We start from the raw sequence: 15,875 nt of genomic DNA, 5'->3' as shown, positions 1-15,875 counted from the left end.
CAGCACGCTCTTGACTGATCACAAAGCCGCTGGATTGGATCGTTGAATGACTTCTACCGCGAAGAGCAGCAGGTCCAGGACGAGGCACACCAGCGCGGCGGCCGTCGCGCTCACCGCCGCTGCGGCGCTGCTCGCGGGCTGTTCGTCCGGCGACCCCTCCGACAACCCCCTGGCGGGCGAGAAGGCGAAGGCCGGCACCGTCGTCGTCGGCTCCAACAACTTCGCCGAAAGCACCCTGCTCGCCGACATCTACGGCGAGGCACTCAAGGCCAAGGGCCTCAAGGTCTCGTACAAGCACAACATAGGCAGCCGTGAGACGACGTACGGGCTGATGAAGAACGGCTCCGTCACCGTGCTGCCGGAGTACAACGGCTCGCTGCTCGCCTACTTGGACCCCAAGGCCGAGCAGAAGTCCGCCGAGGCGGTGAACACGGCCGTCAAGGCCAAGCTGGACAAGAAGCTGACCCTGCTCCAGTCGTCGCCGGCCGAGGACAAGGACTCGGTCAGCGTCAACGCCGAGACCGCGAAGAAGTACAAGCTCACCTCCTCCTCCACCCTCGCGGACCTCAAGGAGGCCGCCCCGGACCTGGTGATCGGCGGTTCCCCCGAGTTCCAGACCCGGCAGCAGGGCCTCAAGGGCCTGAAGTCCGTGTACGGCCTGGAGTTCAAGTCCTTCAAGGCGCTCGACGCGGGCGGCCCGCTGACCCAGGCGGCGCTGACCAGGAACACCGTCCAGGCCGCGGACATCTTCACCACGGACCCGACCATCGTGAAGGAGAAGTTCGTCGTCCTGAAGGACCCGGAGAACCTCTTCGGGTTCGCCAACGTGACGCCGCTGGTCAACAAGAGCGGCCTCCCGCAGAAGGGCGTCGACGCACTCGACGCGGTCTCCGCCAAGCTGGACACCGAGACGCTCCTGGAACTCGACGCGCAGGTGCAGCTGGAGAAGAAGGACCCGCTGGACGTGGCGACGGCGTGGCTGAAGTCGGCGGGCCTGAACTGACGGGCCGCTGACCACCGGACCCGGGCGGCGGGAACCGCCCGGGCCGGTATCGGCGGCGGCGGCCCCTACGCCTGCACCGCCGACGCGATCAGCTGGTCGATCAGGGCGATCAGCACGTCCCGGCACGACTCCCGGTCCCGGGCGTCGCACAGCAGCACCCGCACGTGCTCCGGCACCGCGAGCGCCTCCCTGATGTCCTCCGGCGGGTACGGGTGTTCGCCGTGGAAGCCGTTGACCCCGACGACGAACGGGATGCCCCGGCGCTCGAAGAAGTCGATCGCCGCGAAGCTGGACTCGGGCCGGCGCACGTCGACCAGGACCACCGCGCCGAGCGCGCCGAGCGCCAGGTCGTTCCACATGAACCAGAACCGCTGCTGCCCCGGCGTGCCGAACAGGTACAGCACCAGTTCCCGGCTGATGGTGATCCGGCCGAAGTCCAGGGCCACCGTGGTGGACCGCTTCTCCTCGATGCCGTCGAGGTCGTCGACGCCCAGACCGGCCATGGTCAGGGGTTCCTCGGTGCGCAGCGGGACGATCTCGCTGACCGACCCGACCATGGTGGTCTTGCCGACGCCGAAGCCCCCGGCGATGAGGATCTTGACCGCGTCGGGTGCCGAAGACGCGTCAGTGGCAAGGTCAGAGCCGGCCAAGGCCGTCCCTCACTTTCTGCAGCAGGTCCAGGTCCGGAGTCGTACGGGAGACGAGGCGCGGCGGGCGGACGGTGATGCGGCCCGCCTCCAGCAGGTCGCACAGCAGGATGACGACCACACTCACCGGCAGGTCGAGCCGGGCGGCCAGCTCCGCCACGGCGACGGGCTCCGCGCACAGCCGGAGGATCCGGGAGTGCTCGGGCTGGCACCGGGCCGCCGTGACGGGCGGCGGATCGACCGCCGTGACCGTCGAGATGAGCGTGAAGTCGGCGCGGCTGGGCCGGGTCCGACCACCGGTCAGAGCGAACGGCCTGACGAGCCGCCCCGCCGGGTCACCTGCTTCCACCTCACACGCCGGGATCGACGACGGGGCCGGCCATGCCCCGCGGTGCCGCGCTCAGGTGCTCGCCGATCTTCTTGACCAGCATGTTCATCTGGTACGCCACCACCCCGACGTCCGCGCCCGGCCCGGTCAGCACGACCAGATGCGCACCGGGACCGGCGGAGGTCAGGATCAGATAGCTGTGGGCCATCTCGATGAGCGCCTGGCGCACCGGACCGCCCCGGAAGTCCATGCTGACGCCCTTGCTGAGGCTCATCAGCCCCGACGCGGTCGCCGCGAGCCGCTCGGCGTCGTCGCGCAGGAAGCCGGTGGACTTGCTGACCACCAGACCGTCCTCGGAGAGCACCACGGCCTGGTGCACGTCGGCGACGCGCTCCACGAGACCGGTCAGCAACTGGTCGAGCTGGGTGTGCGTGGCGGGGATGGGGCGTGTCATGGGGGTGTCCTTCGTCAGCGGTCTGCGGGCGGAGTCGAGGGGACGGGGCCGGCGGCCTGCCGGGGTACGGCGGCCACCTCCTCGTCGTGGGGCGGCTCGGCGTCGTCGTCACGGGCCCGGAGCGTGCCGCGCTGGAAGCCTGCCAGGGAGGACGCGGCGGCCTCCGCGGTGAAGTCGTCGAAGGAACCGTCGTCCTCGGCGGGCGCGGACTCCTCGCGCAACTCCTCCACCAGGCTGGTCTGCGGCACCCGGCGGGGGAGCGGGGCGAGACCGTCCCGGCGGGGGACGACCTCGCGCGGGGCGGACGGGGCGGCGGAGGCGGTGCGGGCCGTGACGAGGGGCCGGAGCTCGCGGGCGGACCCGGCGGCGCGTTCTTCGGGTCCTCCTTCCGACTTCTCTCCGGTCGTCCCCCGCGCGTCGGCGCGCTCCGGCGACCCGCTCGGCTCGGCGTCCAGCGCACCCCGTCCGTCCGCCGCCACCAGCCCGCCCTCCGGGGTGTCGCCGTCCTTCGCCCCGCCGTCCGCGCTCTCCCGCACCACGATCTCGTGCGGGATCAGCACGATCGCCGTGGTCCCGCCGTACGGCGACGAGCGCAGGGTGACGGTGATGCCGTGCCGGTGGGCCAGCCGGCCGATCACGAACATGCCGAGGCGCAGGTCGCCGGCGAGCGCCACCACGTCGAACTGCGGGGGCACCGCCAGCTGTTCGTTGAAGGACATGTAGTCCTCCTCCGACATGCCGAGGCCGCGGTCCTCGACCTCGACGGCCAGGCCCTTGGCCACCATCCCGGCCCGTACCGTGACGGGGCTCGGGGCGGGGGAGTACGCGGTCGCGTTGTCGATGAGCTCGGCCAGCAGGTGGATGACGTCGGCGACCGCGGGCGGCGCGACGTACACCTCCTCCTCGGTGAGCACCTCCACCCGCTGGTACTCGGCGACCTCCCCGACCGCGCTGCGCAGGATGTCCATGAGGGCGACGGGCTCGCTCCAGCTGCGGCCGGGCCGTTCGCCGCTGACGATGACGAGGTTCTCCTCGTAGCGGCGCAACTGGCTGGCCGTGGAGTCCAGTTCGTACAGGCCCTTGAGGATGTCGGGGTCGGTGTGCTCGCGCTCCAGCGTGTCGAGCTTGCTCAGCTGGAGGTTGACCAGGTTCTGGCTCTGCCGGGCAATGCCCAGGATGATCTTCTGGAAGCCGCGCCGGGTGTCGGCGAGTTCGACCGCGGTGTGCACGGCCGTGCGCTGGGCGGTGTTGAACGCCCGGGCCACCTGGCCGAGTTCGTCATGGCCGTAGTCCAGCTCGGGCGTCGCCGACTCCGGGTCGACCGTCTCGCCCCGGTCCAGCCGTGCCACCACGTCGGGCAGCCGCTCCTGCGCGAGGCTGACGGCGGCCCGGCGCAGGCCGCGCAGCCGCCGGGACAGCGAGCGGGTGATGCGCCACGACATGCCCACGCACAGCAGCAGCGCGAGCAGCCCGCCGGTGCTCAGCAGCGCCGCCTTGAGCAGCAGGGCGTCGGCGTTGTCGGCACTGCGCTCCAGCAAGTCCGCCGTCTGCCGCTCGATGAGGCCCGTGTACTGCTGGGACAGCGTGTCCATGGCGGCGGACCACTGCTTCTGCGCGTCCGGCAGGGCGATCCGGTCGGCGGAGGCGCTCGCGTTGCGCGAGGCCAGCACTCTGTCCTCGACGGACTGCAGCGTCTGCCACTCGCGGCTCGCCAGGATCCGCTCGGTCTGCGCCTTGGCGTCGCCCGTAAGCTGCGGCACGACCTGGTCCTGGACCAGCCAGCGCCGGGTGCTCACCAGCTCCGTGAACTGCGTCCACGCCTTGTCGTCCAGGTGCCCGGTCGGCCAGGCCAGCGTCAGCTGCGCGTCCTCCTGGGAGACCAGCTCCGCCGCGTGCTCCAGACCGACCAGCGGGCCGGCCTGCGAGGTGAGGTCGCCGTCGTCGACCTGTGACAGCTCCTGGAAGGCGTGGATCTGGTCGTCGATGATCGACGAGTACTGGTCCAGCGCCTGCTGCGCGGTGATGTCGGTCGGGTTGTCCACCTGGTCCCGGTAGTACTCCAGGCTGCCCACCGAGCCCAGCACCGAGTACAGCCGGTCGGATATGCGGGAGGGCGCCTTCTCGATCGCGTCCGCCTGCCCGACCAGCTCGGCGACCGCCTTGTCGGTCTGAGCGCGCTGCGTGTCGAGGGCGGCCCGCGAGCCCTTCGGAGTGGCCAGCCAGGCGGCCGAGAGGCTGCGCTCCCGCTGCAGCGCCAGCGTCGTATCGGTGCCCATGGCGCCGGTCGACCGGCTGAGGTCCGTCTGGTCGCGCAGCCTGAGGCCCTCCGAGAACATCTGGATCGTCGTCACGCCCCACATCGCGGCGAGGGTGACGCTGGGCACGAGGGCCAGGAGCACCAGGGAGAGGCGTATGGAACCGAGACGGCGCCGGGCACCTGTCCGTCGAGACATCGTCGTCCTAGGGCGATCAGCGGGGGGTGAGGAGCGGGGAGGCGGAGCGGTCGGGGGGTGTGGGGGACGGGGGCGGGGGTGGTGCCGTCCCCGGCACGGCAGATGGGATGGGCAGGATGTTATCCGTACAAGTGGGCGTGCGGACCGGGCCTGACCGAATCTTTGGCGACACCGTCACAGGAAGTCTCCGGTCACCGGGTTCCGGCGGCCGCGAACCGTGCCACGGCGGACACGTTCGACCTCGTCACGAAGGCGGGTCCGGTGAGCACCGGGGCCGTTCCGCCGCCGCTGACGTTGCCGTTGGTCCGGTACAGCCACAGGGCGTCCACGGCGAGGTAGCCCTGCAGGTACGGCTGCTGGTCCACGGCGAACTGCACGTCACCGTCCCTGACCGCCTCGACCAGGTCCTTGTTCAGGTCGAAGGTGGCGACCTTCGCCCGGCTGCCGGACCGCCGCACGGCCTCGACCGCGCTCAGCGCGAACTGGGCGCCGTTGGTGACGACCTCGTCGATGCTCGAGTCCTGCCGCAGCCGGGCGGCGATCGTGGCGGTCACCGCGTCCGGGTCGGTGCCGTCCACGTACAGGTTGTCGGTGTCGCCGCGGAAGGTCTTGCGCACCCCCGCGCAGCGGGCCTCCAGCGCGACGTTGCCGCGCTCGTGCACCACGCACAGGGCGTGCTCGGCCTTGAGGCCGTCCAGCTTGTCGCCGACGGCCCGGCCCGCGACGGACTCGTCCTGGCCGAAGTACTCCAGGAGCCCGGTCGGGCGCCAGGCGTCGATACCGGAGTTGAGCCCGACGACCGGAATGCCGGCCGCCTTGGCCTGGGCGACCGGACCGCGCATCGCCGCCGGCTTGGCCAGGGTCACCGCGATGCCGTCGGCCTTGTCGCGGACCGCGTCCCGCACCAGATCGGCCTGCGCGGCCGGGTCCGCGTCACCGACGTACGTCAGGTCGATGCCGTCCTTGGCGGCCGCCGCCTCGGCGCCCCTGCGCACCAGGTCCCAGAAGGCGTCGCCCTTGCCGCCGTGCGTCACCAGGGTGACCTTCATCCCGCCGCCGGACCCGCCCGCCGCGTCCGCCGTGTCGTCGGCGGCTCCGAACACGGAGCAGCCGGACACCAGCAGGCACAGGGCAAAGGCCAGCGCCGCGACACGGGTGCGTCTCACGGAGATGTGCGGCGGGGGAGAAGTGTTCATGAGGGGCGGACCTCGCTGTGCGGCCGAGCAAGAGCAGGGTGAGAGTGCAGGCGGGGGCGCAGGATGCACCGGACGCATGACTCTCGCTGGCCCGGAGCCAATCGTGTGTGACCACCGGTCGTCAAGTGAGCAGCCACATGCCGTGAGTTGGCGCTGCCGCATTGTGATGACCTGTCCGGCCGGTCGGACAACGGGGCGTCGCGGACACTCTCACCTCGGCTTTCCGTACCGTCCGTGCGGTTCGGCCGGTGCCCGCCGGCCGGCTCGACGGCGGAGGAAATGCCCCCCGCGGGGGGCCCTTCGGGCCCGCCTAGACTGGGGCGGCGCGCAGGGCGAGGCAGGCGAAGGAAGGGGCGGTGACGGTGGCGGCAGCCGGCGGTGGTTTCGAGGACCCCTCCGAGGACGTGCTCGCCCGGGCAGCCGCGGCCTTCGGCCTGCTGGCCTCGCCCGCCCGCCTGCACATCGTCTGGGCGCTGGCCCAGGGCGAGAGCGACGTGACCGGGCTCGCCGAACGGGTCGGCGGCGCCCTGCCCGCGGTCAGCCAGCACCTCACCAAGCTGAAGCTGGCCGGACTCGTGCGCTCCCGCCGCGAGGGCCGCCGCCAGGTGTACTACGTCGACGACCCCGACGTCGTCGAGGTCGTACGGCTCCTCGTCGACCGGCTCACCGACCGCGCCGCACCGCAGCGCCGTCGCCTCCATGGCCTCTGAGACCGCCGAAGGCACCACCCTGGAGGTGCTGCGGCGGCTGGAGTCGGGTCCCCGGGGGCTGACCGAATCGGAGGCCGCCACCCGGCTCGCCGCCGTCGGCGAGAACACGCTGCCGGACCGCCGCACCCCGTCCTGGCCCCGCCGGTGCGCGGGCGCCCTGCGCGACCCCTTCACCGCCGTCCTGCTCTGCCTCGGCCTGGTGTCTGCCGCCGTCGCCTCCTGGGGCACCGCCATGGTGATCCTCGCCCTGGTCGCGGTCAGCTGTGTGCTGCGGGCGAGCGGGGAGCACCGGGCCGACCGGTCCCTGGCCGCCCTGCGCGAACTGGTCGCAGGCACCGCCACGGTGCTGCGGCGCCCCGGCCCCGCCGAGCCGCCGGAGCCCCGGGAGGTGCCGGTCGCCGAACTGGTCCCCGGCGACGTACTCCGGCTCGGCCCCGGCGACCTGGTCCCGGCGGACGTACGGCTGCTGCGGGCCCGCGGGCTCACGGTGCACCAGGGCGCGCTGACCGGGGAGTCGGCGCCGGTGGCGAAGCGGGCGGTCGACGACGACGCCCCCGATGAGCACCGGCTCTGCTTCCAGGGCAGCACGGTCGCCTCGGGCGGTGCCACCGCCGTGGTGGTCGCGACCGGGACCGGCACCCGGTTCGCCGCCGCTCACCGGGTGCCCGAGGCGCCCCGGGCGGGCGGGGCCTTCGACCGGTCCGTGCACGGCATCTCCTGGGTGCTGATCCGGTTCATGCTGCTGACGCCGCCGCTGGTGCTGATGGCGAACGCGACCCTGCGCGACCGCGGCCTGGAGACACTGCCCTTCGCCGTCGCGGTCGCCGTCGGGCTGACCCCCGAGATGCTGCCGGTGATCGTCACGACCTGCCTCGCCCGGGGCGCCACCCTCCTCGCCCGCGCGCACGCCGTGATCGTCAAGCGCCTGCCCGCGCTGCACGACCTGGGCGCGGTCGACGTGCTGTGCGTCGACAAGACCGGCACCCTCACCCAGGACCGTCCGGTCGTCGAGAAGGCCCTCGGCCCGGACGGCCGGGACGACCCCGAAGTGCTGCGCTGGGCCGCCGTCGGCGCCTGGTGGACCCTCCAGCTGGCCGAACTGCCCGCCCCCGACGCCCTTGACGAGGCCCTGCTGGAGGCGGCCGGGGCGGTGGGCGAGGAGTACGACGGGGTGGACGCCGTGCCGTTCGACCCCGTGCGGCGGATCGCGACGGCGGTGGTCCGAGGCGAACTCGGGCGGCACACCGTCGTCGTCACCGGGGCCGCGGAGTCCGTCCTGGAACGCTGCGCGACGCCGCCCGGCGAACACGACCGGCTGCTCGCGCTCGCCGCCCGGGAGGCGGACGCCGGTCTGCGGGTCCTGGCCGTCGCCACCGCCGACCGTCCCGCCGGCGCCCGCACGTCCCACGCCCGGGGCCTGGCCTTCCGGGGCCTGGTGACCTTCCGGGACGCCCTCGCCCCCACCGCCGCCGAGGCGTTGCGCGCCCTGGCCGACCGCGGCGTCACCGTGAAGGTCCTCACCGGCGACCACCCCGCCACGGCGGCCCGGGCCTGCCGGGATCTCGGTCTGGACCCGGGCGAGGTGCGCACCGCCGCCGAACTGGCCGACGGCCCCGGCGAGGCGGCGGTCGTCGCCCGCTGCACCCCCGAGGACAAGGCCCGCGTCGTCACCGCCCTGCGCGCCGCCGGGCACACCGTCGGCTTCCTCGGCGACGGTGTGAACGACGTGGCCGCGCTGCGCGCCGCCGACGTGGGTATCGCGCCCCGCTCCGCCGTCGGCGTCGCCCGGGAGAGCGCCGACGTCGTGCTCGCCGACAAGGACCTCACGGCGATCGGCCACGCGATCACGGCCGGCCGGCACGCGAGCGGCAACATCGCCTCGTACCTGCGCGTCACGCTCTCCTCGAACCTGGGCAACGTCGTCGCCATGCTCGGCGCCGGACTTCTCCTGCCCTTCCTGCCCATGCTCCCGGCCCAGGTGCTCGCGCAGAACCTGTGCTTCGACGCTGCCCAGCTCGCCTTCGCCCACGACCGTCCCGGCGCGGCGGCCCTGCGCGGACCCGCGGTGCTGAGGCCGCGCTCCTTCCTCCGTTTCGCCATCGGTTTCGGGATGCTCAACGCGCTCGCCGACCTGGCCACCTTCGCCGTGCTCGCCCTCGCGCTGAACGGCCCCGACGCCGTGGACGACGAGGCCGTGTTCCACTCCGCCTGGTTCACCGAGAACCTGCTCACCCAGGCCGCGGTCATGCTGCTCCTGCGCACCGGCCGGCGCGAGGGACCGGGCCGCGCGCCGGGCCCGGTCGGCCTGGCGGCGGCCGGCCTCGCCGCCGTCGGCCTGCTGCTGCCGCCGAGCCCCCTCGGTTCGGCCCTCGGCATGACCGCTCTGCCCGCCGCGTACTACCTGCTGCCGGCCGTCGTCCTCGGCGTGTACGCCCTGGCCCTGACGGCGGCCCGGGCCCGGCAGCGGCGGCGTCAGCCGTAGGTGAGGTTCGAGCAGGGGTCGTCGTCCGCGGAGCGGGCCCCGTCGGCGACCTCGGACGGCACGGCGGTCGGCGCCGGGGACGCGGACGCGGCCGGGCCGTCCGCGTAGGCCTGCCCGAGCACGACGCTGATCCCACCGCCGGTCACCGACCGGAGCTCGGCCCCGGGGAAGGCCCGTGCCGCGGTCCTGGCGCGGTCCTCCAGGCCCGGCCCGTACTCGACGAGCGTGGTCGGGTGCTCCTGGTCGGTCGCCGTGGCCGTGCCGGTGACGGTGAAGCCGGCCCCGGTGAGGGTCGCGGCGGCGCGGGTGGCAAGGCCGGGGACGGCGGTGCCGTTGTACACGGCGACGTCGATGCCCTCACCGGAGACGGGCGTGGGGGAGGCGGAAGCTGCGGAACCAGCGGTTTCGTTCTTCTTCCCGCCGGCGTTCCCCCCGTCGATCGTGCGGTCGGACCTGAGCGCGGCCCACAGGGCGTCCGCGTCCGGCTGGACGATCGCCACCCGGGAGCCCTCGTAGCGCCAGGGCAGGGTGACGAACTTGGTGTTGTGCAGGTCGATGTCCTTCAGGGACATCGCGAAGGAGATCAGTTTGCCGGCGGAGCCGAGGCCGGGGTCGACGGTGAGCGACTTCGTGGCGGCGTCGGCCAGCGGCAACAGCCGCGTCGGAGTGAGGCCCTTGCTCTTGACCTCCTTCAACAGGCTCGCCACGAAGGCCTGCTGGCGTTTGATCCGGCCGATGTCGGAGCCGTCGCCGATGCCGTGCCGGATCCGGACGTAGTCCAGCGCCTTCTGCCCCGACACGGTCTGCTCGCCCTTGGGAAAGAGCAGCTTGCCCGGGGCGGTGAGATGCGGGTCGAGATCGTTCTCGTAGACGTTCTGCGGCAGGCACACCCTCACCCCGCCCACCACGTCCGTCAGCTCCGCGAAGCCCTTGAAGTCGACGACGACGGTGTGGTCGACGCGCAGCCCGGAGAGCTGCTCGACCGTGTTCTGGGTGCAGGCCGGGTTGCCCGCGGTGGTCCGGCCGACCGAGTACGCCGCGTTGAACATCGTGTTGGGCTGCGCCGTGGTCCATGTGCCGTCGGGCAGCTTGCAGGGCGGGATGGTCACCAGTGTGTCGCGGGGGATGGAGACGGCGATCGCGTGCCGGTGGTCGGCGTAGACGTGCAGCAGGAAGGCGGTGTCGGAGCGGCCGACGTCGTCCTTCTCGCCGCCGCCCAGCGCGTTGTTGCCGCCGGTGCGGGTGTCGGAGCCGATGACCAGGACGTTCTCGCCCTTCGACGCGGCGGCGTCGGGGCGGTTGTCGGAGAGCCCGCCGGAGTCGAAGGTGCTGATGTCGCCGTCCAGCTTCAGATAGAGCCAGCCGGCACCGCCCGCGGCGAGCACGAGCAGGGCGAGCCCGACCAGGAGGGCGGTGCGTATGCCCCGGCCGCGTCGGCGCTCGCGCCGGCGCCTGCGGGCCCGGGGCGCGCCTCTGCTGCCGTGGGCGGCGCCCCCGCTCCGGTGCCGCGGCGGGTCCGTCCTCCGATTGCTGGTGACCGTCATCGGCGTCTGCTTGCCTCTCGCCCGGGGGTTGTACAGTTGCGCAATGTAGCAACTGTTGACGAGAGGGAGGGCATGACGTGCTGCGCAACGGACTGGAGCCCTGGCATCTGCTGATCGTGGCGATCGTCGTGATCGTGCTGTTCGGATCGAAGAAGCTGCCCGACACGGCGCGATCGCTGGGCCGCTCGATGCGGATCCTCAAGAGCGAGGCCAAGGCCCTGAAGGAGGAGGGCGCCGGGGAGCCGGACTCCCGGCACACGGCGCCCGCCGCGCCGCCCGTCAGCCCGTCAGAACCGCCAGCGACCGATGGCCGTGCGAGATGAAGGAGTCCACCGGCGGCAGCCTCTCACCCGGCACGGCTAGAGCCAGGCCTTGGAACCGTTCGAAGAGCGCGGGCAGGGCCACCCGCGCCTCCAGCCGGCCGAGCGGGGCGCCCAGGCAAGGGTGGACGCCGTACCCGAAGGCCAGATGATCCTTCGAAGCCCGGGTGACGTCGAAGACGGCGGCGTCCGGGCCGTGCTGCTCCGGATCGCGTCCGGCGGCGGCGTACGCGGCGAGGATCGCCTCTCCCTTGCGGATCACCACACCGTCCGGCCCGCCCAGTTCGCCGAGGGGCAGGTCCTCGACCGCGTACCGCAGCGGCAGGCTGGCCACCGGCGCCTCGGCCCGCAGCGTCTCCTCGATGACGTCGTCCCAGGAGGCCTGCCCGCCGAGGACGAGCGCGAGCTGGGCGGGATGGCCGAGCAGCGCGTGGACGGCGTTGTCGGGCAGGTTGACCGTCGTCTCGTGACCGGCGCTGATGACGAGTATCAGCGTGTCGAGCAGCTCCTGCTCGCTGAGCCGTGTGCCGCCGCCCTCCTCGCGGGCCGAGATCAGCGCGGAGGTCAGGTCGTCACCGGGCGCCGCCCGCTTCGCGGCGACCAGTTCGCCGAGGACGGCGTAGAACCGCGCGTAGTTGTCGGCGACTTCGGCCGGGCCGGCCGAGGTGTGGAAGACGCCGTCCACCACGACCCGCAGCTCGGCGCCCAACTCCTGCGGCAGTCCGAGCAGTTCGCCGATGACCTGGATGGGCAGCGGATAGCAGAACTCCTCCCGCAGATCGACCGCGTGGCCGTCGGCCCCCGCCTTGGCGACGCGGTCGAGGAGCGCCGCGGTGATCTCCTCGATCCGAGGGCGCAGCGCGGCGGTGCGGCGGGCGGTGAACGCCTTGGAGACGAGGACGCGCAGGCGTTTGTGCTCGGTGCCGTACGCCGTGAACATGTTCTGCACCGCGACCCAGGTGTACAGCGGCCAGTCCGGTGAGACCTCGCCGTCGATCCAGCGCTGCCAGTGCCGGCGTGGGTCCTTCGACACCCGCGGGTCGGTGAGCAGCCGCTTCAGAAGCGGCGCGCTGCTGACCGCCCAGGCCGGGACACCGTGGGGGAGTTCGACGGGCGTGACGGGTCCGCGCTCACGGATTTGGGCGGCCTCACCGTGGATGTCGCGGCCGGTCGGGTCGATCACCATCGGGCGGCTGAACTGCATCGGACTCTCCCTGGGCTGACGGCCGTTCGCACAGCGCGCGGACGCCCGGCGAGCGAGCGCGCGACACGTCCAGCCAAGTGGCCGCGACCGGGCCGCGCCAGGGGGGGGCAAAGGGGCACTGGCCTGATTCAGGCGGTCCGGCCGGCCTCCCGCTCCAGAGGCCGTGCCACGGCCTTGGCGGCCTGGGCCTCCTTCCGGCGCCGCCTGCGGCTGACGCGGGGTTCCTGGTCCGGGAGCCAGCCGAAGGCGAGGCAGCTGCCGGCCATGCCCAGGAGCAGGCCGATGAAGAAGCCGCCCAGGTTGGAGGTCAGCCAGGTGCCCAGGGAGACCAGTACCCCGATGACCGAGTAGAACAGGCGCTGGGCGGGGTTGAAGAGGATCAGCACGCCGCACAGCAGCATCACGGCCGGCAGCAGATAGCCGGCCAGTCCCTGCATGCCGACGTGCAGGATGACGTCCAGCGACGCCTTCAGCGTGAGCAGGACCTCCACTCCGCCGAGGGCGAGCAGCAGCCCGCCCCAGAACGGGCGGCCGGCCCGCCACTGTCGGAAGGCGGGCCGGACTCCCTCGCGCGGACCGCGCGACATCAGCAACCCGATCCGCTGAAGCCCAGCTTCAGACCCGGCAGCTTGAACACGCCGGCGGTCGTGGCGTAGTTGGTCTGCCGCAGGTTGGCGATGTGCACGGTGTCGGACTGCTGACTGAACACGCCCTTCGGCCCCCGGCCGTTCGGCCCTGCCTTGTCCAGCGTGCTGGCGTCGTTGCCGATCTCGATGTTGTTGAACGCGGCGTCGCCGGTCAGCTCGGTCGAGTCGGTCGTCAGGTCGCTGGCGCGGACCTTCTGCGACCCCTCACCCGCCCTGATGACCAGGTTCGTGCCGCCCAGGTCCACGCTCTGGCACAGCTTGGAGAGCGTCGCGTTCTTGATCACGGACGTGACGACCAGCACCTGACCGCCGGTGTCACCCGCGTTGGGGCTGCCCTCGGCCATCTCGTCCAGGCCGCCGAACTGTGCGAAGCCGGTGCCGTTCAGCTCGGTGGCGGTGACCGTGAACGGCATGCCGGAGATGGCGAACTGCACGCCCAGCGCTCCCTGGGCGGTGAGGACCGCGAGGCCCGCGGCGGCCAGGGTGGCCGGCACCGCCATCACCGCGGCCCGGCGCGCCCGGACCCGCCCGCGTCGCGCGGGAGCGGCGCCGGCGTCCGGGGCGGCGGCGCCGTCCGGTCTTTCGGGGGTGTGCTCGGCGGAGGAGGTCATGTCGGCTCCAGGTGGGTGTCGGTGCGGATCGGACTTCGGTGGCACGTTGCCCTGGCGCGGACATCGACCGCGTGCGTACGTCTCCCCGCAACTCCCGGCGGTTGCAAGGGCTTTCTCGTTACGCCGCAGTAGCCATCGGTGAAGTTACCGGCGGTTACATGAAGGGTCAAGGGAAGTGTGAACAAAGAGTGTTCGTTGTGCGCCGCTGGTGAGTCGCCCCTCTCCCGAAAGGCTCAGCTCGCGCACAACTCCCTTGCGAAGGCTTGACGTTGACGGAGGCGCAGGTCTACAACTCTCCTCGTCCCACCGGATCCGTGGCGCCGGATCCGCCACGCGGCACGTCCATGCGTCCCGGACCCGCCCGTCCCGGTACGGGCATCTCGTCGCCCGGTGCGTCGGCACGGGCTTTCCACGCCAGAGTCCCCCCGCGCGGCATGGCCGCCTTCCCCGGAGCCGTGCCACCAGCCACCCCCCGCCCGGCCCGGCCGGAGGCCGCTTCCCGTGTGAGCCTCCGGCCGGTGCCGGCCTGGCGTTGCCGGCCCGTCACCTACGGAGAAGGCGTGACGAGCCGCAACGGCGGACGCCCGGCGCACCCCCCACCCCCTCACCCCCCCGCTATGGAAAGAGGTACACCCGCATGCGTACGCGCACCCTCCTCACCCTCACCGCCGCCGTCGCCGCCCTGGGCCTCGCCGCCCCCGCCTCCGCGGCCGACACCCCCGTCCTGACCACCACCGACGGCGCGGCAGTCGCGGTCGGCGACGTCCTCGACGCGTCCCTGGCGAGCGGCACCGCCGCCACCTTCTACTCCAGCGCGACCGGCACCAGCGGCATCTCCTGCACCAAGTCGGCGTTCTCCGCCACCGTCACCGACAACCCGGCCGCCCCCGGCACCGCCACCGAGACCCTGACCAAGCACAGCTTCGACACCAGCGGCTGTACCACCAACGTCGTCGGGGTGCTCGGCGTCAGCGGCATCACCGTCGACAACCTGCCCTACACCACCAGCGTGTCCTCCGGCGGCACCGTCTCCGTGACCCCGGCGGCGGGCTCCACCGTCCAGTCCACGGTCAAGCTGCGCACCCTGCTCGGCACCATCACCTGCGTCTACCAGGCCCCCGGCCTGAGCGGCACGGCGAGCAACGCCGACAACAGCATCTCCTTCGCCAACCAGCAGTTCACCAAGGTGTCCGGCTCGTCGCTCTGCTTCGCCAGCGCCTTCTTCACCGCCAAGTACGCCCCGGTGACCAAGGGCGGCCTCGCCGTCAGCGTCAACTAGTCGCTGAGGCACGGTAGTTCAGCGTCGCCGTAGTCGTACGGCCAGGGCGGCGCCGCCGGTGAGCAGCAGCACCGCCGCGGCGCCGCCCGCCAGCACGGGCGCGGACGGGCCGGAGGCCGGACCGGACGTACCGGCCAGGGGCGTCTCGTCGCCACCCCGAGGCCGCGGGCCGGGGGAGTCGTCCACGGCAGCGCTCGCCGCCGGCTCCTCCTTCTCCGGCTCGGCCTTCCGCTCGGGCTTCTTCCGCTCGGGCTCCTTCTCCTTCGCCCGCTCGGGCTCCTTCTCCTCGGGCTGCTCCTGCTTCGCCTCCGGGAACACCACGTCCGAACACGAGTAATAGGTGTCCGGCGTGCTGCTGTTCTGCCAGACCGTGTACAGCACCTGCCGCCCGCTCCGGTCGGACGGCAGCGTGACCCGGATCAGGTACGCGCCGCCCGTCAGTGCCGGGTCCGTCACCGTGGCGAACGGCTTCTCGGGCAGGTCGGACCAGTTCAGCGGCCCGGCCGGGTCGTAGCCGGGCTTCGTCAGATACATCCGGAACGTGCCGGTGTGCGGGATCGTCGAGACGTACCGCATCGTCAGTGTCGCGCCGGGCGTCATCCGGGTCGACGGCCAGTCGGCGCGGGCGAGATCGAGGCCCCGGTAGGCGGGCAGTCCCCCGCTGCACAGCTTCCCGTCCGGGACGACCTCCCGGTCCCGGCCGCCGACGTTGGCCACCCGCAGGTTGTCCCACGCCGTGAAGGGCGCGCCGTTCGCGGCGACGGCCGCACGGCACGCGGCCGTGCCCGCGCGCTCGCCACCCTCCGGGGAACAGGCCACCACCCGGCTCACCGGGTCCGTCGGGGCCCCGTGCGCCCGCGCCGGCCCCGCCGCCCACAGCGGCAGCAGCAAGGGGGGCACGAGGGCGGCCGCGAGTGCGGCGCGGTGTGCGGTCGTACGGGGCATCCGGCTGCTCTCCTCGGCCCGGGGCGGCACGTTCGGTAGTGCAGTACGGAAA

The 15,875-nt window shown here is 72.7% G+C and carries 15 protein-coding genes; 5 read left to right on the top strand and 10 right to left on the bottom strand.

Annotation, left to right across the window (positions count from 1 at the left end; genetic code table 11):
- The first annotated feature begins 46 nt into the window (after window positions 1–46).
- Window positions 47–1,003 (top strand): ABC transporter substrate-binding protein, encoded by a 957-nt coding sequence (locus tag HDC93_RS14440; protein ID WP_185010814.1) that lies wholly within the window; start codon window positions 47–49, stop codon window positions 1,001–1,003.
- 65 nt (window positions 1,004–1,068) lie between these two features.
- Here HDC93_RS14440 and HDC93_RS14435 read toward each other — a convergent pair whose 3' ends face one another.
- The 5 genes from HDC93_RS14435 to HDC93_RS14415 all read right to left on the bottom strand — a co-directional run bounded on the left by HDC93_RS14435 (window position 1,069) and on the right by HDC93_RS14415 (window position 6,081).
- On the bottom strand, window positions 1,069–1,653 hold the full coding sequence (locus HDC93_RS14435) for an ATP/GTP-binding protein (RefSeq protein WP_185010812.1): 585 nt from the start codon (window positions 1,651–1,653) through the stop codon (window positions 1,069–1,071).
- Window positions 1,640–1,999 carry a DUF742 domain-containing protein gene (locus HDC93_RS14430; protein ID WP_185010810.1) on the bottom strand — a complete coding sequence of 120 codons (360 nt, stop codon included), beginning with the start codon at window positions 1,997–1,999 and terminating at the stop codon, window positions 1,640–1,642. The genes HDC93_RS14435 and HDC93_RS14430 overlap by 14 nt, the downstream gene beginning before the upstream one ends.
- 1 nt (window position 2,000) lies before the next feature.
- Window positions 2,001–2,432 carry a roadblock/LC7 domain-containing protein gene (locus HDC93_RS14425; RefSeq protein WP_185010808.1) on the bottom strand — a complete coding sequence of 144 codons (432 nt, stop codon included), beginning with the start codon at window positions 2,430–2,432 and terminating at the stop codon, window positions 2,001–2,003.
- A gap of 14 nt (window positions 2,433–2,446) precedes the next feature.
- Complete coding sequence (locus HDC93_RS14420) at window positions 2,447–4,885, bottom strand: nitrate- and nitrite sensing domain-containing protein (protein WP_185010806.1); 2,439 nt, start codon at window positions 4,883–4,885, stop codon at window positions 2,447–2,449.
- A 191-nt stretch (window positions 4,886–5,076) separates the two neighbouring features.
- Window positions 5,077–6,081: a substrate-binding domain-containing protein gene (locus HDC93_RS14415; RefSeq protein ID WP_185010804.1), complete on the bottom strand. Its 1,005-nt coding sequence runs from the start codon at window positions 6,079–6,081 to the stop codon at window positions 5,077–5,079.
- A gap of 362 nt (window positions 6,082–6,443) precedes the next feature.
- Here HDC93_RS14415 and HDC93_RS14410 point away from each other — a divergent pair, with 362 nt between their 5' ends.
- The gene (locus tag HDC93_RS14410) at window positions 6,444–6,791 is read left to right on the top strand and encodes a metalloregulator ArsR/SmtB family transcription factor (RefSeq protein ID WP_185011065.1); all 348 of its coding nucleotides are present in this window, start codon (window positions 6,444–6,446) and stop codon (window positions 6,789–6,791) included.
- Window positions 6,781–9,273 carry a magnesium-translocating P-type ATPase gene (gene mgtA / locus HDC93_RS14405; RefSeq protein ID WP_185010802.1) on the top strand — a complete coding sequence of 831 codons (2,493 nt, stop codon included), beginning with the start codon at window positions 6,781–6,783 and terminating at the stop codon, window positions 9,271–9,273. The genes HDC93_RS14410 and mgtA overlap by 11 nt, the downstream gene beginning before the upstream one ends.
- Here the strand turns inward: mgtA and HDC93_RS14400 are convergent.
- Complete coding sequence (locus HDC93_RS14400) at window positions 9,264–10,817, bottom strand: LCP family protein (RefSeq protein ID WP_185010800.1); 1,554 nt, start codon at window positions 10,815–10,817, stop codon at window positions 9,264–9,266. The two genes, mgtA and HDC93_RS14400, sit on opposite strands and share 10 nt — an antisense overlap.
- 77 nt (window positions 10,818–10,894) lie before the next feature.
- On the opposite strand from HDC93_RS14400, the gene tatA reads away from it, so the two are divergent.
- Window positions 10,895–11,140: a Sec-independent protein translocase subunit TatA gene (gene tatA / locus HDC93_RS14395; RefSeq protein WP_185010798.1), complete on the top strand. Its 246-nt coding sequence runs from the start codon at window positions 10,895–10,897 to the stop codon at window positions 11,138–11,140.
- Here tatA and HDC93_RS14390 read toward each other — a convergent pair.
- The 3 genes from HDC93_RS14390 to HDC93_RS14380 all read right to left on the bottom strand — a co-directional run bounded on the left by HDC93_RS14390 (window position 11,097) and on the right by HDC93_RS14380 (window position 13,599).
- A complete protein-coding gene (locus tag HDC93_RS14390) occupies window positions 11,097–12,341 on the bottom strand; it encodes a cytochrome P450 (protein ID WP_185010796.1) in 1,245 nt (414 codons plus the stop codon). The genes tatA and HDC93_RS14390 overlap by 44 nt on opposite strands.
- A gap of 128 nt (window positions 12,342–12,469) precedes the next feature.
- Entirely contained in the window at window positions 12,470–12,928 is a 459-nt protein-coding gene (locus tag HDC93_RS14385; RefSeq protein WP_185010792.1) for a DUF6114 domain-containing protein, read from the bottom strand.
- A complete protein-coding gene (locus HDC93_RS14380; protein WP_185010789.1) occupies window positions 12,928–13,599 on the bottom strand; it encodes a DUF6230 family protein in 672 nt (223 codons plus the stop codon). Before HDC93_RS14380 ends, HDC93_RS14385 begins: the two co-directional genes overlap by 1 nt.
- Window positions 13,600–14,236: 637 nt before the next feature.
- Between HDC93_RS14380 and HDC93_RS14375 the strand changes: the two genes are divergently transcribed.
- Window positions 14,237–14,878, top strand: a complete 642-nt coding sequence (locus HDC93_RS14375; protein ID WP_185010786.1) for a Tat pathway signal sequence domain protein — start codon at window positions 14,237–14,239, stop codon at window positions 14,876–14,878.
- 18 nt (window positions 14,879–14,896) lie between these two features.
- Here HDC93_RS14375 and HDC93_RS14370 read toward each other — a convergent pair whose 3' ends face one another.
- Window positions 14,897–15,823: a lytic polysaccharide monooxygenase gene (locus HDC93_RS14370; protein WP_185010784.1), complete on the bottom strand. Its 927-nt coding sequence runs from the start codon at window positions 15,821–15,823 to the stop codon at window positions 14,897–14,899.
- Window positions 15,824–15,875 lie beyond the last annotated feature (52 nt).

The organism is Streptomyces sp. AK010 (assembly GCF_014207295.1).
Lineage (GTDB): Bacteria > Actinomycetota > Actinomycetes > Streptomycetales > Streptomycetaceae > Streptomyces > Streptomyces massasporeus.
This window is presented reverse-complemented; position numbering and strand designations above follow the sequence as displayed.